This is a genomic window from Streptomyces sp. NPDC090088, from assembly GCF_044747345.1.
Taxonomy (GTDB): Bacteria; Actinomycetota; Actinomycetes; order Streptomycetales; family Streptomycetaceae; genus Streptomyces.
Genome location: NZ_JBIVDZ010000012.1, coordinates 81,165 through 99,601 on the forward strand (window position 1 = coordinate 81,165; position 18,437 = coordinate 99,601).

The 18,437-nt window shown below is 72.8% G+C and carries 17 protein-coding genes; 8 read left to right on the forward strand and 9 right to left on the reverse strand.

What is annotated here, in order from left to right:
* Positions 1 to 104: 104 nt before the first annotated feature.
* The 6 genes from ACIPSJ_RS44980 to ACIPSJ_RS45005 are packed head-to-tail and all read right to left on the reverse strand — an operon-like array spanning position 105 to position 7,092.
* Complete coding sequence (locus ACIPSJ_RS44980; RefSeq protein WP_401354971.1) at positions 105 to 938, reverse strand: ABC transporter ATP-binding protein; 834 nt, start codon at positions 936 to 938, stop codon at positions 105 to 107.
* Entirely contained in the window at positions 935 to 1,942 is a 1,008-nt protein-coding gene (locus tag ACIPSJ_RS44985) for an ABC transporter ATP-binding protein (protein WP_401354974.1), read from the reverse strand. The genes ACIPSJ_RS44980 and ACIPSJ_RS44985 overlap by 4 nt, the downstream gene beginning before the upstream one ends.
* On the reverse strand, positions 1,939 to 2,811 hold the full coding sequence (locus ACIPSJ_RS44990; RefSeq protein ID WP_401354976.1) for an ABC transporter permease: 873 nt from the start codon (positions 2,809 to 2,811) through the stop codon (positions 1,939 to 1,941). Before ACIPSJ_RS44990 ends, ACIPSJ_RS44985 begins: the two co-directional genes overlap by 4 nt.
* Entirely contained in the window at positions 2,808 to 3,770 is a 963-nt protein-coding gene (locus ACIPSJ_RS44995; protein ID WP_401354979.1) for an ABC transporter permease, read from the reverse strand. Before ACIPSJ_RS44995 ends, ACIPSJ_RS44990 begins: the two co-directional genes overlap by 4 nt.
* A gap of 17 nt (positions 3,771 to 3,787) precedes the next feature.
* Entirely contained in the window at positions 3,788 to 5,410 is a 1,623-nt protein-coding gene (locus ACIPSJ_RS45000) for an ABC transporter substrate-binding protein (protein ID WP_401354982.1), read from the reverse strand.
* Entirely contained in the window at positions 5,407 to 7,092 is a 1,686-nt protein-coding gene (locus ACIPSJ_RS45005) for a CocE/NonD family hydrolase (protein ID WP_401354984.1), read from the reverse strand. Before ACIPSJ_RS45005 ends, ACIPSJ_RS45000 begins: the two co-directional genes overlap by 4 nt.
* Positions 7,093 to 7,318: 226 nt before the next feature.
* Here ACIPSJ_RS45005 and ACIPSJ_RS45010 point away from each other — a divergent pair, with 226 nt between their 5' ends.
* Positions 7,319 to 8,017 (forward strand): TetR/AcrR family transcriptional regulator, encoded by a 699-nt coding sequence (locus ACIPSJ_RS45010; protein WP_401354987.1) that lies wholly within the window; start codon positions 7,319 to 7,321, stop codon positions 8,015 to 8,017.
* A 238-nt stretch (positions 8,018 to 8,255) separates the two neighbouring features.
* Here ACIPSJ_RS45010 and ACIPSJ_RS45015 read toward each other — a convergent pair whose 3' ends face one another.
* Positions 8,256 to 9,497: a DUF418 domain-containing protein gene (locus ACIPSJ_RS45015; protein WP_401354989.1), complete on the reverse strand. Its 1,242-nt coding sequence runs from the start codon at positions 9,495 to 9,497 to the stop codon at positions 8,256 to 8,258.
* A gap of 399 nt (positions 9,498 to 9,896) precedes the next feature.
* On the opposite strand from ACIPSJ_RS45015, the gene ACIPSJ_RS45020 reads away from it, so the two are divergent.
* The 5 genes from ACIPSJ_RS45020 (at position 9,897) to ACIPSJ_RS45040 (ending at position 14,078) form a co-directional block, all read left to right on the forward strand.
* Entirely contained in the window at positions 9,897 to 10,571 is a 675-nt protein-coding gene (locus ACIPSJ_RS45020) for a response regulator (RefSeq protein WP_401354992.1), read from the forward strand.
* Entirely contained in the window at positions 10,568 to 11,731 is a 1,164-nt protein-coding gene (locus tag ACIPSJ_RS45025; RefSeq protein ID WP_401354995.1) for a sensor histidine kinase, read from the forward strand. Before ACIPSJ_RS45020 ends, ACIPSJ_RS45025 begins: the two co-directional genes overlap by 4 nt.
* Before the next feature lie 300 nt (positions 11,732 to 12,031).
* Positions 12,032 to 13,024, forward strand: coding sequence for a dihydroxyacetone kinase subunit DhaK (dhaK, locus tag ACIPSJ_RS45030; RefSeq protein ID WP_359224120.1), 993 nt, complete (start codon positions 12,032 to 12,034; stop codon positions 13,022 to 13,024).
* Between the two features lie 51 nt (positions 13,025 to 13,075).
* Positions 13,076 to 13,675, forward strand: a complete 600-nt coding sequence (gene dhaL, locus ACIPSJ_RS45035) for a dihydroxyacetone kinase subunit DhaL (protein WP_393543014.1) — start codon at positions 13,076 to 13,078, stop codon at positions 13,673 to 13,675.
* The gene (locus ACIPSJ_RS45040; RefSeq protein ID WP_359224116.1) at positions 13,668 to 14,078 is read left to right on the forward strand and encodes a PTS fructose transporter subunit IIA; all 411 of its coding nucleotides are present in this window, start codon (positions 13,668 to 13,670) and stop codon (positions 14,076 to 14,078) included. Before dhaL ends, ACIPSJ_RS45040 begins: the two co-directional genes overlap by 8 nt.
* 147 nt (positions 14,079 to 14,225) lie before the next feature.
* Here the strand turns inward: ACIPSJ_RS45040 and ACIPSJ_RS45045 are convergent, their stop codons facing one another.
* The gene (locus tag ACIPSJ_RS45045) at positions 14,226 to 14,864 is read right to left on the reverse strand and encodes a TetR/AcrR family transcriptional regulator (RefSeq protein WP_359224114.1); all 639 of its coding nucleotides are present in this window, start codon (positions 14,862 to 14,864) and stop codon (positions 14,226 to 14,228) included.
* A gap of 168 nt (positions 14,865 to 15,032) precedes the next feature.
* On the opposite strand from ACIPSJ_RS45045, the gene ACIPSJ_RS45050 reads away from it, so the two are divergent.
* A complete protein-coding gene (locus ACIPSJ_RS45050; RefSeq protein ID WP_359224112.1) occupies positions 15,033 to 15,794 on the forward strand; it encodes a glucose 1-dehydrogenase in 762 nt (253 codons plus the stop codon).
* Between the two features lie 422 nt (positions 15,795 to 16,216).
* Here the strand turns inward: ACIPSJ_RS45050 and ACIPSJ_RS45055 are convergent, their stop codons facing one another.
* Positions 16,217 to 16,987: a glycoside hydrolase family 75 protein gene (locus ACIPSJ_RS45055; RefSeq protein ID WP_401355000.1), complete on the reverse strand. Its 771-nt coding sequence runs from the start codon at positions 16,985 to 16,987 to the stop codon at positions 16,217 to 16,219.
* Between the two features lie 387 nt (positions 16,988 to 17,374).
* On the opposite strand from ACIPSJ_RS45055, the gene ACIPSJ_RS45060 reads away from it, so the two are divergent.
* The gene (locus ACIPSJ_RS45060) at positions 17,375 to 18,337 is read left to right on the forward strand and encodes a fibronectin type III domain-containing protein (protein WP_401355002.1); all 963 of its coding nucleotides are present in this window, start codon (positions 17,375 to 17,377) and stop codon (positions 18,335 to 18,337) included.
* Positions 18,338 to 18,437 lie beyond the last annotated feature (100 nt).

The following is an 18,437-nucleotide window of genomic DNA, read 5'->3' on the forward strand; positions in this document are numbered from 1 at the left end:
ACGTGACCTTCGCGCCGCCATGGTCGATGCTGCTCCGGCTTCCCGGCCCCGCACACACACGACCGGGCGGGGTGACACGCACCCCGCCCGGCGGCAGACCCCCTTCACGCCACCGGCGCCGTTCCGTCGGGCGCTGTCGGCCGGCGTGTCCGGCGTGGTCGCCAGCCCGGCCGGGGGACGGAGTCGAGCAGGGCCCGGGTGTACGGATGCTGCGGTGTCGTGAGGATCCGGGCGACGGGACCCTCTTCCACGACCCGACCGCCCCGCATGACCACGGTCCCCTGGCAGAGCTGGCGGACCACGGCCAGGTCGTGGGTCACGAACACCAGCGTCGTGCCCTTCTGTTCGCGCAGGTCGGCGAGGAGGTTGAGGATCTGGGCCTGGACGGAGACGTCGAGGGCGGCGACCGCTTCGTCCAGGAGCAGGATGTCGGGCTCCACGGCCAGCGCGCGGGCGATGGCGGCGCGCTGGCGCTGGCCGCCGGAGAGCCGGGCGGGCCGGGCGTCGGCGAGTCCCGGCAGGCCGACCGTGTCCAGCAGTTCGGCGACACGCGCGGCCCGGTCCGGGTGCCCGCCCAGGCGGCGGGCGTGCAGCTGCAGCAGCTCGGCCAGTCCGGCGCCGATGGTCTGGCGGGGGTCGAGGCAGGAGTACGGGTCCTGGTGCACGATCTGGACGGTCGCCGCCCGGGCCAGGCGCTCGGTCCGTCCCCTGGGGCGGGCGTCGATCGGGTTGCCGCGCAGCAGGACGCGGCCGGTGGTCGGCTGCTCCAGGCCCGCGATGAGACGGACCACCGTCGACTTCCCGGCGCCCGACTCCCCGACCAGGGCGAGGGCTTCGCCCCGGCGCACCGTGAAGGTGACGTCCTCGCAGGCGGTCACCTGGTCGCGTCGTACGGCATAGCGTTTGGTCAGGCCGCTGACCTCCAGCAGAGCGGTCACACTTCCTCCCTCGTGCGGTCGAGGTCGCCGGCGAGTTCGTCGGCGCGGTGGCAGGCGACGGCGCCGTTCGAATCCGCCAGCAGCGGTGGGCGTTCGGCACGGCACCGGTCCTCGGCGAAGGCGCAGCGCGGGGCGAAGGGGCAGCCCTCGGGGGATTCGAAGGCCGCGGCCGGGCGGCCGGGGATGACGGGCAGCCGGGCGCCGGGCTCGCCCAGGCCGGGGCGGGCGGCCAGCAGCCCCGCCGTGTAGGGGTGCCGGCGGCCCGAGTGCAGGGCGGCGGCGGGGCGTTGCTCCACGATGGTGCCCGCGTACATGACGGCGATGCGGTCGCAGACGGCGGTGGCCAGTTCCAGGTCGTGGGTGACGAAGAGCAGGGCGAGGTGCCGTTCGTGCCGTTGCTCGTCGAGGATCGCCATGACGTCCTGCTGGGTGGTGACGTCGAGGGCGGTGGTGGGCTCGTCCGCGAGCAGCAGGCGCGGTGCGGTGACGAGGGCGGAGGCGATCATCATGCGCTGGAGCAGGCCGCCGGAGAGCTGGTGGGGGTACTGGCCGAGGCGGCGCGGGCCGTCCGGGATGCCCATCTCGGCCAGCAGCGGCACCAGCCGCTCCTCCGCTTCGGCCCGGCTCAGGCCGTGGTGGCAGACAAGGGGTTCGGTGAGGAAGTCGCCGAGGGTACGGACCGGGTTGATGTGGGCCCGCGGGTTCTGGAAGATCATCGCCGCGTCGTGGCCGAGGTAGCGGGTGAGGCGGTCCCCGTGCATCGCGTGCACGTCCTCGCCGTCGAAGGCGACCGTGCCGCGCGGGCGGGCGTCCCGCGGCAGCAGCCGGATGATCGCCCGTGAGGTGAGGGACTTGCCGGAGCCGGACTCGCCGACCAGGCCGAGGGCCTCACCGGGGGCGAGGGCGAAAGAGGCGTCGCGGACGAGGGTGCGGGGTTCCTGGCGGCGGCGGTGCAGGTCGATGCCGAGGTGGTCGACCCGCAGCAGGGGCACGGGGTCGGTCATCGCAGGGTCTCCTGGTGGCTGCGGGCGATCATCGTGTCCCCGAGGAGGTTGAAGACGACGACGGTGAGGACGATCAGGCCACCGGCCATCAGGCTCTGCCCGGGTGCTCCGGCGAGCAGCGAGGACTGGCCCTCCGAGACCATCAACCCCCAGTCGGAGGTGGGTGGTTGGACGCCGAGCCCGAGGAAGGACACCCCGGCGAGGTCGATGAGCGCCGAGCCGAACGCGGCCGTGGCCTGGGCGACGACGAACGGCGCGAGGTTGGGCAGCAGATGACGCAGGTTGATGCGCCAGGCCGACATCCCCGCGGCCTCCAGTGCGGCGATGTACGGCAGTCGGCGCTCGCGCACCGCCACCCCGCGCACGATGCGCGCCATGTACGGCAGATAGGCGATGGCCAGGGCCACCACGGGCGCGGTCAGTCCGGAGCCGAGCACGGCGACCGCGAGGACCGCGAGGAGCAGGCCGGGGAAGGCGAAGAGGATGTCGTTGATCCGGCTGACGATCCGGTCGAGGCGGCCGCCCCGCCACGCGCACAGCAGGGCGAGGGCGACACCGCCCGCGGTGGCCCCGGCGATGACGAGGGCCGGGCCGAGCAGGCTGATCCGGGCGCCGTACAGCAGCCGGGAGTACAGGTCGCGGCCGAGGGCGTCGGTGCCGAGCCAGTGCCCGGCGGACGGGTCCCGGCTGGCGTCGGCCATGTTCACGGCATCGGGTTGGTGGGTGGCGAGCACGGGGGCGAACAGGGCCAGCGCCACAAGGAGCGTGGCCAGGGCGGTCAGCACCTTGACGGAGGGGGAGGCACCGCGCAGGGGCAGGCGCAGGGTCGGTCCGCGGGTGCCGAGCCGTACGGCGGACACATTGCTCATCGGGAGCTCACCGCCCGGATTCTCGGGTCGAGGGCCGCCTGCAGGGCGTCGGTGGCGGCGTTGACGACGATGAAGACCACGACCATGAGCAGGCCGACGGCCTGTACGACCGGGGTGTCCTTCTGGGCCACGGCGGCCACCAGGGTCGCGCCGAGTCCGTTGAGCCCGAAGGCCTGCTCGACGACGACGTCCGCGGCGATGAGTCCGCCGACGGTCAGGCCCGCGGCCGTGCTGATGGGGATCATGGCGTTGCGCAGGATGTGCCGGCGCAGGATCCGGCGGCCGGGCAGGGCCCGGCTGCGCGCGGTCTCGACGTGTTCGCGGTCGGCCTCCTCCCGTACGGCCGCCTTGGTCATCTGGGCGAGGTAGGCGGCCGAGGACAGTGCGAGGGTGAGGGCGGGCAGCGTCAGGTGCTGGAGCCGGTCGCCGAGGGAGGGCCCGCCGCCGCCCAGGGCCGGGAACCAGTGGACCTTCACCGCCAGCAGCGCGACCAGCACGGACGCGGCGACGAACGAGGGCACCGCGAGACCGACGCCGGTGAGCGCGGTGACGGCCGTGCCGGTACGGCGGGACAGCGCGGCCCAGATGCCCAGGCCCAGGCCGAAGACGAGGATCAGTACGGCGGCGTACGCGACGAGCAGCAGGGTGTCGCCGATACGCGGGCCGATGAGCGAGGAGACGGACTGGCGATACGTCAGCGAGGTGCCGAGGTCGCCGTGGCAGAGGCCGGTCAGCCAGTCCCAGAACCGGACCGGGAGCGGCTGGTCGAGACCGAGCCGGTGGCGGATGGCTTCCAGGGTGCGTTCGGAGGCGTGTGTGCCGGCGAGTCGGCTGGCGGGGTCGCCGGGCGCCGCGGCCAGCGCGGCGAACAGGGCGAACGCGGCGACCAGGACACTGGCGGCGACCCCGAGCAGCCGCAGCAGGGCCGTGGCCGCCGTACGGGCGAAGGGTTTCGTCACGAAAGGTCTCATCGCGCTCACCTGCTGCCGATCAGCGCGAGGGACGGGGAGAAGGTCTGGGCGAAGGAGGTGGTGGCTCCCGTGATGCGCTTGTTCATGTACGTCACCTCGTACGGGGAGAGCAGCGGTACGGCGAGGGTCCTGGCCTCCCAGCGCCGCTGGGCGTCGGTGACCAGCAGGGCGCGCTCGTGCGGGTCGAGGGTCTGCTGCGCCTTGGTGAGCGCCGCCGTGGCGGCCGGGTCGTCGAAACCGGCCCAGTTGAACATCGCGTCCGGCAGGACCAGGTTGGGGATCCAGTCCAGCGGGTCGGGGATGTCCAGGAACGCCTCCGCCAGGACGAAGTCCAGCCCACGGCGGTAGGTGGGGTCGTAGAACATGCTGGAGAACTGCAGGGCGGGCAGTTGGCGGATCGTGAGCGTGATGCCGATGGAGCGGGCCGCCTGCTGGATCACGGAGGCCGCATTGATCTGGTCCTGGTTTCCCGCCGCGACGGCGAGGGTGCCGGAGTGGAGGCCGGGGTGTTCGGCGACCAGTGCGCGGGCGGTGCGCAGGTCGGCGGCGGTGGGTGTGGTGTGGGCGAGGGGCAGGTCGGCGGCGGCCTTCTGGTAGACCGCTGTGGCCTCCAGGTCCCAGCCGGTGGTCGGGAGCACGGTGGTGCTGGGGGTGGCGGCGCCCCGGTAGACGGTGTCGGCCAGCTGGGTGCGGTCGATGGCCAGGGACAGCGCGCGGCGGATGTCGGGTTCCGCGGAGATGCCCTTCTCCTGGAGCGGGGCCACCTGTACGGACTTGAGGCTGGGGCCGTAGTAGAGCTGTCCGGCCACGCTTCCCTTGAGGGTGGGCAGCGCGGCGTTGGGGACGTCGTAGGCGCCGTCGATGGCGCCGCTGGCCAGGGCCTGGGTGAGCGCGGTGGTGTCGGTGACGAAGAGCAGCGTGACCTTGCGGGCGTGAGCCCGGTAACGGGCGTCCCAGTAGTGCGAGTTGGCCTTCAGCTCGATACTGGCGCCCGACTTCCAGGCGGCCAGTTCGAAGGGGCCGGAGCACATCACACCGCCGGCCGCCGTGCCGAACTTCTTGCCGGCCCGCTGGGCGTAGCGGGCCTGGACGACGGTGCCCGCGGTGGTGGCGAGTTCCTTGAGGAAGAGCTCGTCGGGGCGGGTGAACCGGACGGTGACGGTGTGGGTGCCGGTCGCCTCGATCGACTTCACGTTGACGAAGAAGGAGTTGGCGATGGCGTTCGGGTCGAGCTGCCGCTTCAGGCTGTAGACCACGTCGGCGGAGGTGAGGGCCGTGCCGTCCCAGAACCGCACGTCGTCGCGCAGGTGCAGCACGAGGGTGCGTGCGTCGGGCTGGTCCCATGAGCGGGCCAGCGCGGGTGACGTGCTGAAGTCGGGATTGAGGCGCAGGAGGCTGTCGCAGAGGTTGCTGACCACGAGATACGGCGAGGAGTCGCCCGCCTGCTGGTAGTCGAGGGTGGTCGGCTCACCGGCGGGCAGGTCCCACACCAGCGAGTCGAGCCGGCCCGTGGCCTTGTCGGACGTGCTGCGCAGGGTCGCGCTGCCGAGCTCGGCGCGGGGCAGGCCGGTGCAGCCGGCCAGCGCGAGCGCGAGCACCGCGAGGAGCAGCCGTCGCAGCGCGGTCACGACAGACTCGCCGCGTCGACACCGGTCAGGTCGACGACGGTCAGGGAGAGATGGGAGTCGTGCTCCCCGCCGGTGCGCAGGGTCTGCGTGGTCGTCCTGCCGTCGGCGGCGAGCCACTCGTTCTCCTCCGTACCCGGGTGCGGCACGTAGGTGGGGAAGTCGCTGGAGGCGATGTGCAGCCGCAGCGCGTGTCCGGGGCGCAGCCGGTAGCCGGTGTGGGTGAGGTCGAAGGTGACCGGCGCGGGCGCGCCCCCCGGTATCAGGCGCTGGCCTCGTACAAGCACGTGCGCGGCTCCGCCGGGCGAGACGTCGAGGAGCTTGAGGTAGACGTGGGCGCTCGGTCCGTCGGTGCCGACGGTGAGCGTGGCCCGGACCGGTCCGGCCAGGTCCAGTGGTTCGGTCACCGGGTCGGCGGTGAAGGTCAGCACGTCGGCACGGTCGTGCAGGAGGGACTCGTCGACGTGGTCCCGGAGTGCGGAGAACGAGTCCGGCACCAGGCTGGGCACGAGGTCCGCCGGGTCGTGGACCCAGGAGACGGCCGCTTCCCGGGCCGGGGCGTCCGCCGTCAGGCCGCCCTCGCCCCCCGGGTACAGGCGCAGGGTGCGGGCCCCGACGGGTGGCCAGCTGTCCGCCGTACGGTCGCCGAGGTGGCCGTGGTGCCAGCGGACCCGGGGCAGTCGCTCCGGTGTTCCCTCGCCCTTCACGAACACGTCGAAGAACTCCACGAGGGGGTCCAGGTGGCGCGGCAGCAGCCGGTCCACCGCCGTGTCCACGTGCGCGTGGTCGAGCTCGGGCGGTACCGGGGCGTCGTCGAGGTGGTAGTTCTCGTGGTCGATCGAGTCGGCGTGCAGGTACTGGAGGGGAGCCCAGTCCGGGCGGGCCGAGAGCTCCGCCCAGTCGTTGATGCTGGGCTGGAGGCAGTTGTCGAACCAGCCGGCCTGGTGCAGCACCGGCAGCGGGGGTCCGTCGAAGGGGTGGCCGTGCGGGAACGCGGGCACCGCCCTCACCTCGGGGACGAAGGAGTCCCACATGGCCGGCCGGGCGCCGATGCCCTCGGTGATCTCCGCCATCGCCTCGATCAGCGGACGGCGGCTCAGGTCGGGCTCGAACTCGTACACCCAGCGGTCGGTCCAGTAGGCGGCGTAGTACAGAGCGCCGAAGAGCTGGGTGACGCCGTCGCGTTCCCAGTAGTCGGGGCGGATGCCGTCCGCGCCGGTGACCCGTGGGGCGATCGCCTTCAGCGCCGGGTGACCGGCGGAGACGGCCGCCCACTGGGTGGCGCCGTAGTAGGAGTCGCCGAACATCCCGACCCGCCCGTCCGACCATTCCTGACCCACGATCCAGTCGATCGTGTCGTAGCCGTCGTCGGCCTCGTGGACGAAGGGTACGGTCTCGCCCTCGGAGCGGAACTTGCCCCGCACGTCCTGGACGACGACCGCGTAGCCGCGTGCGGTCAGGTAGGCGGCGATGCGGTCCATGAAGACGTAGCGGCTGTTCTTGTCGTACGGCAGCCGGACCAGCGCCGTCGGAAGTCGTCCGTCGTGGCCGGACGGCAGATCATCGTGGCCGGACGGCAGGTAGAGGTCGGTGGCCAGCCGCGCCCCGTCCCGCATCGCGACCATCACCTGGGTCGCGGAGTCGGGGACGGGGGCGGGTTCGGCACGGTGCACGGGCAGGGGCATCTCACAGCTCCGAGGGAGGGAAGCGGGGGTGCGGATCGCGGCGCGTGCGGAGAGTGGTCCGGGATCGCGATGCGTGCGGAAGGTGGCGCCGAAAGGGATACGTGGCGTCGACGTGGCCCCGATTGAACAGCAATGTGAACACTGTTGTCTAGGGCGATGTCTATACTGGCCACGCGGCTGTTCCCTAGGATCACCGCAGGAACGACCGGCAGCGGAGGGGAAGTCCATGGGAGCGGCAGGAACCAGCGGGGGACGACGCCGTGGCAGCACGCTCACCAGGGAGCAGATCATCGAGGCGGCCGTGGAGATCAGCACCGCCCAGGGCCCGGCCGAGGTGTCCTTCCGCTCGCTGGGCGCCCGCCTCGGTGTCGTCGCCACGGCGCTCTACCGGCACTTCCGCGACAAGGACGAGCTGATGCTCGCTCTGGCCGACCAGATCTTCGTGGAGATGACCGACCGCTTCACCCCCAGCGGGGACTGGGCCGCCGACCTGCACCAGATCGCCCAGCTCGGCCGGGAGGTGGGCCGCCGGCACGCGGTGACCCTCGCCTGGCTGGGCTACCGCAACACGGGCGGCCCCGGCGACCAGGGCATCGCCCTGGCCATCCTCCGGCTCCTCCTGGACGCCGGGCTCACCCAGGAACAGGCGCTCTTCCACTACGAGTTGTTCACGGACACCATGATGGGCCTGAACACGGTCGACGCCATGCGCGAGTCCCTCGACGAGGACACCCGCCGCAAGGACGACGCCGCTCTCGCCGCCCTCTACGCCAACGTGGCCCGCGCCGAGCCCCGCGCCTCCCGGATGCCGGCCCTCGCCATCGACAGCGACCCGGACCTCCTCTTCGCCACCCAGGTCGACCTGCACATCCAGGCGATCCGGGCGACGGCGACCGGTGCATCCGCCGGAACGCGTCGGCCGTGAGACGACTCGGGCCGCACGGACTTGCCTGATCGGCACGGCCTTGCCTGGTGGGCACGGCCCTGCCTGGTGGGCACGGCGGTGTCCGGGCCGTGGCGGATCTCGACGGCGTCGACGGCTGGTCGCTGCCCGCAGCCGGATGACCTCACGACATGGAGGTGGGTCTCCTCGGGGCTGATCCGACGCCTGACGGCCGAGCCGGGCCGGGCCGCGGGAGTGCCGCGGCCCGCCCGGCGACGGGTCAGCGGATCAGTTCGGCGGCCTTGGTGGCCTTTCCGAGCAGCCACTCCAGCGGGCCTCGGCGGAAGTACCGCGACCACAGGGTGGCGAACACGGTCACGGACACGATGAAGCCGAGCAGCACGTGGAGGCCGGGTCCGGGCAGTTCCTCGATGCCGAGGAAGTGGATGCCGACGATGTGGAAGACGTAGGCGGTCAGGGACATCGAGCCGACCGCGATCACCGGGCGGGCAAAGCGGTGGAAGCGCGGGAAGGCGTCCACGGCGGCGAGGCAGCCGACCAGAACCGCGATCGCCACCCCGGTGTTGGCCATGACGGACAGGGTCGTCTCACTGTGCGGCGAGGCCACGAGGAGCCCGGCCGGGGTGCTGCCGTCGGGGTAGCCCCAGGTGTCGGACCACCAGGCCGACGCGGCCGATCCGCCCTCGCCCCAGCCGCCGGCACTCAGCTTCGTCAGGGTGCCGGGGACCAGGTGCAGGGTCAGCCAGGAACCGCCGTAGCCGAGCACGGCCAGCGCGACGCCGGTGATCGCCAGGCGGGTCCGCACGGCGGTGGCGGCGAGGTCGAGGCGGGCCACCGCCATGCCGGCGATGACGAACGGGACCCAGCTCAGGGCCGGGTAGCTGCCCGTGAAGAACAGCGAGACGATGCCGTCGGCATCCGCGGGCCAGGCCCAGATGCCGGTGGCGCCGTCCGCGGGCAGCGCGTGCTGGATGACATACAGCACCTGTGGCAGAACCAGCGCACTCGCCGCGGCGACGATCGTCAGCGAGCGGGCGCCGAGCCGGTACAGCGGCAGGACCAGCAGGAAGTACAGGCCGTAGAAGGCGAGGATCACCTCGACCGGGGTGCCGGTCATGGTCAGCGCGGTGCCCAGCACCAGCAGGACGAGCGCCCGGATCACCACCTTGGCGACCGCCTGACGGCCCGCCCGGCCCGTCCTGGGGCTACGGCGGCCGGTCATCAGCATGATCGAGAATCCGGCCAGGAAGGCGAAGAGGGCGGAGGCACGGCCGTGCGCCAACTCCATCAGGTGCCCGGTGACACCACCCTCGGACGGGTCGGGGCCGACGTGGGCCGCGTACATGCCGAAGACCGCGAGCCCCCGGGCCAGGTCCACACCGATCAGGCGGCCGAGCGGGACTCGTCCGGTCTCGGAAGCCGTGGACGGGCTGTTCCCGATGGCTCCGGGGCGGGCGGTGACCGACGCCTTGGGCGCCGGATCGTCTGTGTGCTGGGTCATGGTTCCAGGCTGGTGAACAGCCCCGGCCCGCAGTATCCGGCGACTGTCCGGTCCTGCCCCGCCACCCGGCGGGGCAGGACCAGCCGGGCAGGGGGCCGTCAGCCGCCCGGCCGGTCGGCACACAGCGCGCCGGGCGATGATGTGCCCGGTCCCGTGCGGCAAGGGGCGACGCATCGGCCGTGATCCGCAGTCATCAGGCGTCGTACAGCCCTGCCGGAACGACCCGTCCGCCGACCGCGCCACGACTCCCCCGTGCGGCGGGAACCCACCCCCCGGTTGGCGGGAGTGTCCCGACCAACCGCTCCACCAGGCAGTTCCCGCTCTACCATCGCACCGATGGCAATCAACATCGACGTGCGGCCCAAGACGTACGCATGACGACGACGAGGCGGAGCGCACGTGATCCGGGTCACGGTGGTGGACGACGAGGCGCTGGTGCGCTCCGGCTTCGAACTGATCCTGAGCGCGGCCGGCGACATCGAGGTCGTCGCGACCGCGACCGGTGCCGAGGCAGTCGACACCGTACGACGGGAGCGTCCGGACGTCGTGCTGCTTGACATCCGGATGCCGGACGTGGACGGGCTGACCGTGCTGCGGCAGTTGCGCGCGCTCCCGGAGCCGCCGGTGGTGGCGATGCTGACCACCTTCGACGCCGACGAGTACATCGTCACCGCGTTGCGTTCCGGCGCGGCCGGCTTCCTGCTCAAGGACACCGAGCCCGACCAGCTCGCCCAGCTCGTTCGCACCCTGGCCGCGGGCGGGGTGGTGCTGTCGCCCAAGGCGTCCCGTGCCGTCTGGCGCGGTCACCCCGGCGCGGCGGGCGCCGACGACGCGGAGGCCGCCCGCGTCGACCTGCTCACCAGGCGCGAGCGCGAGGTGCTCGTGCTGATCGCGGAGGGGTTGTCCAACGCCGAGATCGGTACGCGGGTCCACCTCAGCGCGGGCACGGTCAAGGACCACGTCAGCGCGACCCTGTCCAAGCTGCGGGTCGGCAGCAGGGTGCAGGCGGCGCTGCTCGCGCAGCGGGCCGGACTTCTCGACGCCGGACGACGGCACCCGGATTCCGGGCGATGACCGCACCCGCACCCGCACCCGCACCCGCACCCGCACCCGCACCCGGGGCATGGTGGGCCCGGATCCCCGATCCGGTCGTCGACGCCGTGGTCGTGGCGGTCGCCGTCGTGGACGTCCTGCTGAGTCTGGAGGACGCGAGCCGCGTCGCGCAGGGCATGGCCGCGGTGGCCTGCGCCGCGCTCGTCCTGCGGCGGCGCTTCCCGCTCCCGGTGTTCCTGCTCACCCTTCCCGCCAGCCTCATGCTGGACATCGTCTTCGCCCCGTTCGCCGCCCTGTTCACCCTGGCCGAACGCTCTCGTGACCGCCGCCTGCTCGTCGTCTGCGCCGTGCTGTTCGCCGTAGCCTCCGCGGCCCCCTGGCCACTGAACGACCTCTCCTCGCACGAACGCACCTGGACCCTGATCTACTTCTTCTACACTCTCGCCACCGCCGCCGCTCCCGTCTTGCTGGGCCAACTCGTCCAGACGCGCGGGGACCTGGCCCGCCGGCTCGTCGAGATCGAGGAGGCACGCGAGCACGAGCGCCTGCTGCACTCCCAGGCGGTCCTGGCCCGAGAACGCGCCCAGCTCGCCCGGGAGATGCACGACGTCGTCTCCCACCAGGTCAGCCTGATCGCGGTACAGGCCGGCGCACTCCAGGTCGCGGCCAGGGAACCGGACTTCAAGGAGGGCGCCCGCACCATCCGGTCCCTCAGCGTCGACACCCTCGACGAACTGCGGCACATGGTCACCCTGTTGCGCGCCTCCGGCGGGCGGTCCACCGAGCTCACCCCTCAGCCCACCCTCGCCGACCTCCACAGGCTCGTCACGACCAGCGGTATCGATGCCGAGCTCACCGGCGAGATCCCCTCCGACGTCAGCACCACCGCGCAGCGCGCCGTCTACCGCACCGTCCAGGAAGCCCTCACCAACGTCCGCAAACACGCGCCCGGCGCCCGCGCCGCCGTCCACCTGTGGCACACCGCCGACGGCGACTCCTTCGGCGTGACCGTCATCAACACACCCTCCACCCGCCCCTCACTCCCCCTCCCCGGCTCCCAGCAGGGTCTGATCGGCCTGCGCGAACGCGCCGAACTCCTCGGCGCCACCCTCGAATCCGGCCCCACCCCGAACGGCGGCTACGAGGTGAGCCTGCGCATCCCGGCCCGTGGGGACGTCTGACACCGGCCTCGCCGAGTGGCCCGACCTTTCAGCGTCTCAAGTGCGCTTCCCGAGTCCGCCCAGGTGACCTTCGCGCGCACAAGGTCGATACTGCGCTGAGAAGAACTGCGCCGCTCGCGGTCCCGTCCGCCACCTACGCCTGACGAAGAGTCACCAAAGTCAACATTGAGTCGGCATCGGCCTCGCCACAACCCGCTGTGGACCGCTGCGGACCGCCAGGGTCAAGAACTGCGGAAACCTGCTCTGAACTGCGAAAAGGCAGGTCAGAGACTAGTCTGGTAACGTCTCTTGGAGGACCACATGAGGATGTTGATCAACGTTCCGGAGACCGTGGTGGCGGACGCGCTGCGGGGGATGGCGGCGGCTCATCCCGACCTCACCGTGGACGTGGAGAACCGGGTGATCGTACGACGGGACGCCCCCGTCGCCGGGCAGGTCGCACTGGTCTCCGGTGGTGGCTCGGGGCACGAGCCGTTGCACGGTGGATTCGTGGGCCACGGAATGCTGTCGGCCGCCTGCCCGGGCGAGGTGTTCACCTCCCCCGTCCCGGACCAGATGGCCAGGGCCGCCGCGGCCGTGGACAGCGGGGCCGGCGTGCTGTTCATCGTGAAGAACTACACCGGTGACGTGCTCAACTTCGACATGGCCGCCGAACTCGCCGAGGACGAGGGCATCCAGGTCGCGAAGGTGCTGGTCAACGATGACGTTGCCGTCACCGACAGCCTCTACACCGCGGGCCGGCGCGGCACCGGTGCCACCCTGTTCGTGGAGAAGATCGCGGGCGCCGCGGCGGCCGAGGGCCAGCCGCTGGAGCGGGTGGAGGCCATCGGGCGCCAGGTGAACGAGAACTCCCGCAGCTTCGGTGTCGCCCTCAGCGCCGTCACGACCCCGGCCAAGGGCACCCCGACCTTCGATCTGCCGCCCGGGGAGCTGGAGTTGGGCATCGGCATCCACGGCGAGCCGGGCCGGGAGCGGCGGGCCATGATGACCTCCGGCGAGATCGCCGACTTCGCGGTGCACGCCATCCTGGAGGACATGACCCCGCGCAACCCGGTACTCGTCCTGGTCAACGGCATGGGCGCGACCCCGCTCCTGGAGCTGTACGGGTTCAACGCCGAGGTCCAGCGGGTGCTGGCCGAACGCGGGGTGACCGTGGCCCGCACCCTGGTCGGCAACTACGTCACCTCCCTGGACATGGCCGGCGCCTCGGTCACCCTCTGCCAGGTCGACGAGGACCTGCTGCGGCTGTGGGACGCGCCGGTGAAGACGCCCGGCCTGCGCTGGGGGATGTGAGCGACCGAGACAGCACCGACCCGCGCCCGTACCGCAACGCAAGGAGATCCCGTGCTCGACGCCGACTTCTTCCGCCGCTGGATGGCGGCGACCGCCGCCTCCGTCGACCGTGAGGCGGAGCGGCTCACCGCCCTCGACTCCCCCATCGGGGACGCCGACCACGGCAGCAACCTGCAGCGCGGGTTCAAGGCGGTGGTGGCCGCGCTGGAGAAGGAGGCCCCCGACACCCCGGGAGCCGTCCTGGCACTCGCCGGGCGCCGGCTGATCTCCACGGTCGGCGGCGCGTCGGGACCGCTCTACGGCACGCTGCTGCGCAGCACCGGCAAGGCGCTCGGCGACGCGGCCGAGGTCAGCGAGGCACAGCTCGCCGAGGCGCTGCGGGCGGGCGTGGACAAGGTCATGGCGCTCGGCGGGGCGGCGCCCGGGGACAAGACGATGATCGACGCCCTGGTGCCCGCCGTCGACGCGCTCGGTGACGGCTTCGGCGCGGCGCGGGCCGCCGCCGAGCAGGGGGCGGAGGCCACGACCCCGCTGCAGGCCCGCAAGGGCCGGGCCAGCTATCTGGGCGAGCGCAGCATCGGCCACCAGGATCCGGGCGCCACCTCGTCGGCGCTGCTCGTCGCCGCACTGGAGGAGGCCGCCGGTGAGTGACGACAGGCTGGTCGGGATCGTGCTGGTGTCGCACAGCGCGGAGGTCGCCGCGTCCGTGGCGGAGCTGGCCAAGAGCCTGGCGGGAGGCGGCACAGCGGTGCCGGTCGCGCCCGCGGGCGGTACCGAGGGCGGCGGGCTCGGCACCAGCGCCGAGCTGATCGCCGCCGCGGCCGCGGCCGTGGACCGGGGCGCCGGGGTCGCCGTCCTCACCGACCTCGGCAGTGCGGTGCTCACCGTGAAGGCGCTGCTCGCCGAGGGCGACGAACTCCCGGACGGCACCCGGCTGGTGGACGCCCCGTTCGTCGAGGGCGCGGTGGCCGCGGTGGTGACCGCGACCACCGGCGCCGACCTGGACGCGGTGGAGGCGGCCGCCGCCGAGGCGTACACCTACCGCAAGGTCTGAGCGGATACCCGCGAGGTCCGAGCGCACATCCGCGAGAGCTGACAGAACCCCCGCGAGGCCCGAGAGAACCCCCGCGGGCGCTGCGACAACCTCTGCGGGCTCCGCGGGACATCCCGCAGAGCCCGGACCGGCGGAAAGGTCGGCTCGCTAGGCGAGACCGGCCGCCACCACGGTCAGGGCCGAGCGCACGATCGCCGTGAGCTCGGCCTCCGCCGTGACCGCGTCCGTCGCCTCGTCGGCGACGTGCCAGGCGTAGTGCTCGACGGCCGCGCGCAGCGCCGCGTTGAACATGGCCGCCTGGATCTTCGGCAGCACGTCGTCGGCGGGCAGTCCGGCGCGTTCGGCGAGGGCGCGGGCGAACGCCGGCTCGGCCTCGTCGTACGTCTGGAGCCACTCCGCGCGCAGTCCCGGCTCGACGCGGGTCAGCCGGACCAGGGCGCCGATGGTGGCGCTGTCGGGGCCCTGCACGAGACGGCTGTCGGCCGGTACGGAACTCTCGAAGACCTGCTCAAGGGACTGCCCGGGCGGCCAGTCGCGCAGGCAGTCGGCGACCGCGTCGATGCGGGCCGTGAACAGCGGCCGTACGCAGGCCTCCTTGCTCGGGAAATAGCGCCAGACCGTGCGCGCCGAGACCCCGACCGCCTGGCCGATCTGCTCGCCCGTCGTCGCGGTCACCCCCTGGGTGACGAACAGGTCCACCGCGGCGCGGGCGATCTCCAGTCTGATCTCGGCCTTGCGCTCCTCGGTCAGGGGCGGCCGTCCCGTGCGTCCCGCTGCTGCGGTCATCTGCTCCTCCGGTGCCGTTGCCGGTGCCTGATGATCGGCATTCTGCCCAAGCTGCCGCTGGACCGGGAAATTCCGCCCGCCAGTTTATGTCACTCACAGACATTAAGTCGTATGGTGTGCCCGTAACCGGGCGCGGCGCGCCCACGAACCACCGGATGGGAGCACCACATGGCCAGCGGACTCGACGGGCGCGGCGTCATCGTCACCGGCGCGGGATCGGGCATCGGGCGGGCCACCGCCCTGGCCTTCGCCACGGAGGGCGCCCGGGTCCTGATCGCCGACCTCAACGCCGAGAGCGCGGGCGCGGTGGTCAAGGAGATCGAGGCGGCGGGCGGTACGGCGGTGGCCGTCACCGGCGACCTCAGCGAGCAGTCCGTGGTGGACCAGGTGGTCGCGACCGCCGTGGAGCGGTTCGGCGGGGTGGACGTGCTGGTGAACAACGCCGGGATCATGGACCGCATGTCGGCGCTGGGCGAGGTGAGCGACGCGGAGTGGGAGCGCGTCATACGGGTCAACCTCACCGCGCCGTTCCTGCTCACCCGCGCGGTGCTGCCGCACATGCTGGCGGCCGGCCGGGGTGCGATCGTCAACACCGCCTCCGAGGCCGGCCTGCGCGGCAGCGCGGCGGGCGCGGCCTACACGGCCTCGAAGCACGGCGTGGTCGGCCTGACCAAGAACCTCGCGGTGATGTACCGCGACCAGGGCATCCGGGCCAACGCCATCGCCCCCGGCGGTACGGCGACGGGCATGATCCCCGACATCGACGGCGAGGCGCACGGCCCGAAGGCGCTCGGCCCCTACTTCGGCAACGTCGGCCGCGTGGCCCAGCCCGAGGAACAGGCCGCCGCCATCCTCTTCCTGGCCTCCGACGCCGCCGCGAACATCAACGGCGCGATCCTCCCCGTCGACAACGGCTGGGCGGCCGTCTGACCGTCGCGGGCCCGCGACCCGGGCGGGCGGCCCCGACGAAGGCCGCCCGCCCACAGGCGACTCCGGCCGGGGATGCCGCCCCGCACCCGACGCCCGGCGCTGCGGTCCAGGGCAGCCGATCGACGGCAGGACCCGGGCGGGCAACGCCCGACAGCGATCACCACCGCCCGTCGGACAGCCGACCGGCGACGAGCACCACCGCCCGGGACGCCCCCTCGACAGCAGGCGCCCCGCCCAGGAGGCAACCGACCGACGGCAAGCACCACCGCCGCGACAGCCCCCGACGGCAAGCACGACCACCCGGGACCCAGCGCCCCCCTCGCGACGGCTGGCACCACCGCCACGTCGACCGCGCAGCGGAAGGCACCCACGTCCGGGGCAGCGGCCCCGTCGGTCGGCCCCGCGCAGAGGCCGACCAGTGGTCAGCCGTCCCCGTCGCCGTCCCCGTCCGCGCCGCCGTCCCCGGCGCCGGCCCCGTTCCCGCCCCCGTTCCCGTCCCCGATGTCGTCCCCGACCCCGATGAACTCTGCCGCCAGGCGCTTCCCCTCCTCCTCCGCCGCCGCGCGGTCCTCGATGGGTTTGACCGTCGAGTCCTTGAAGACGATGTAGGTGACGCCGGAGGGCACGCCGCCGACGCGGGGGTCGGGGTTGACGCCGAGGCCGCGGGCGGTGGCGTAGGAGGCCTCGCCGATGATGTCGCGGGGTCCGGTGTCGCCGACGACGGCGTACTGCACGCGGTCCTTGTAGATCACCGCGGCGACCGATCCGCCGCGGACGCCGGACGCGCGGTGGTCCCAGCGGCCGCTGGGCGCCGGTACGACGATGTAGGGCAGCGTCTCCGCGTTGAGGTGACGGCCGTTGGACTGCTGGTAGGCGGTGGTGGCGGTGAACGCGGGGTCGGCGGCGCGGTTGCAGTGGGCGGTGGCCCGGCCGTCGCAGTCGATGTCGAGGTCGGCCTTCCAGAAGACGGCCTGCCGGGTGCCGCACACGGGGACGGTGGCGGCGGTGTAGGCGTCGGTGCGGTAGCGGCCCTTGGAGACCTGGGCGCAGTCCGCCACCCGGTCCAGCAGTGCGGAGGCGGTGATCCGGTGCCGCGCGCCGGACGCCGCGAGCGCGGCGGTGGGGACGGGCAGGGTGGTCGGGGCGAGCAGGGCGGCGCCGGCCGCGGCCAGCGTCAGCGACTGGACACGCACGATGAAGGACCCTCTCGATGGGGGACAAGAAGTCACCCGGCTCAATTTGGTGGGGTCGGGGCGGCCCGACCAAGCAACGAAGGGCTGTTCAGGGCCGTACGGAGCAACGAACCGACACCCTGCGAGAATCCGCCGGGGGGCCGGAGCCCTGAGCCGATGCCGGCCCAGGCCACCCCGGCCGCCCGCGTCGGCGCGGGATCAGCGACGACAGCGTTCCGCGCCACAGGCGCGAACTCCCGTGTTGTCTCCGGAAGTTCGGCCGCAGGAACCTCAGCATACGTAACTCCGGCCCGCCGTCACCAATACGGCCCTCTTGATGTCCGCATCCCGGGCAGGCCATATTGGTCCGGACCATTGCCGTACTGTCGGCCCCGGGGAGGCGGAACCGTGCGCCGAGTCGTCGTCGTGGTCTGTGCCCTGCTGTTGGTGACGTCCTGCGGCTGGGGCGGCGGCGCCGACGGCGACAGCGGCCGGCTGCCCGGTGCCCCGACGGGGGTCACCGCGGCCGCCGGGAGCGCGTCCACCGTGCACGTCATGTGGAACGCGCTGCCGGACGGTTCCGGCATCCGCGCCTACGAGGTATATCGCGGCACCACGAAGGTCGGTGAGGTACCGGGGTCGCAGCACATGGTGGATGTCACCAGGCTGAAGCCGTCCACGGTGTACGTCTTCACCGTGCGGGCCCGGGGCGGGGACGGCAGCCTCGGGCCGCGCAGCCGCGAGGTGCGGGCGACGACGCCGGAGGCGGTGGCGGCGGACCGCTCGGCACCGACCCGCCCGGCGCGAGCGGCCGGCCGGGCGGTGGGCACCCGCGCGGTGCAGCTGTCGTGGAACGCCTCGACGGACGACCGCGCGGTGGCGTCGTACGACATCTACCAGGGCGGTGCCCGGATCCACAGTGTGGGCGGGAACCAGACCGCGACCGTGGTGACGGGACTGCGGCCGGGGACCCGCTATGTCTTCACCGTCCGGGCCCGGGACGCGGCCGACAACCTCTCGCCCGCGAGCGCGGCGGTGCGCCTCGGCACGCCGGGCACCGACGACGGCCGGGCCACCGCGCCCACCGGGTTCACCGCGGGGAGCCACGAGGAGGACGGGGCCTACTACCTCGATCTGGCCTGGGATCCGCCGCACGCGGACGGCGTGATCACCGAATACCAGATCCAGCTCGACGGCGGTACGACCACCTCGCTGGTATGGGGCGGCACACCACCGAAAGGCCGTTCGACCTCTAGCTTCTATGTGGGGCGAGACCATGGTGTCGTGCACCATGTGCGGCTGCGGGCACGGCTGCCGGACGGGACCTGGGGCGGGTGGTCGGCGCGGCGGACCGTGACGACGGGGCCCTGATCCGCACCCGGGCCTGGGCCGGACGGAGGAATAGTTCACCTGGCCGGTCGCCCTCCGCGTGCGGCACGGGCCGCGGCCGTCTTCGCTGAACCCGAGGCAG

Coding starts and splice junctions, on each gene's coding strand:
- ACIPSJ_RS44985 (WP_401354974.1), bottom strand. CDS start 1,942: ATGACCGACCCCGTGCCCCTGCTGCGGGTCGACCACCTCGGCATCGAC.
- ACIPSJ_RS44990 (WP_401354976.1), bottom strand. CDS start 2,811: ATGAGCAATGTGTCCGCCGTACGGCTCGGCACCCGCGGACCGACCCTG.
- ACIPSJ_RS45005 (WP_401354984.1), bottom strand. CDS start 7,092: ATGCCCCTGCCCGTGCACCGTGCCGAACCCGCCCCCGTCCCCGACTCC.
- ACIPSJ_RS45010 (WP_401354987.1), top strand. CDS start 7,319: ATGGGAGCGGCAGGAACCAGCGGGGGACGACGCCGTGGCAGCACGCTC.
- ACIPSJ_RS45015 (WP_401354989.1), bottom strand. CDS start 9,497: ATGACCCAGCACACAGACGATCCGGCGCCCAAGGCGTCGGTCACCGCC.
- ACIPSJ_RS45025 (WP_401354995.1), top strand. CDS start 10,568: ATGACCGCACCCGCACCCGCACCCGCACCCGCACCCGCACCCGCACCC.
- dhaK (WP_359224120.1), top strand. CDS start 12,032: ATGAGGATGTTGATCAACGTTCCGGAGACCGTGGTGGCGGACGCGCTG.
- ACIPSJ_RS45045 (WP_359224114.1), bottom strand. CDS start 14,864: ATGACCGCAGCAGCGGGACGCACGGGACGGCCGCCCCTGACCGAGGAG.
- ACIPSJ_RS45050 (WP_359224112.1), top strand. CDS start 15,033: ATGGCCAGCGGACTCGACGGGCGCGGCGTCATCGTCACCGGCGCGGGA.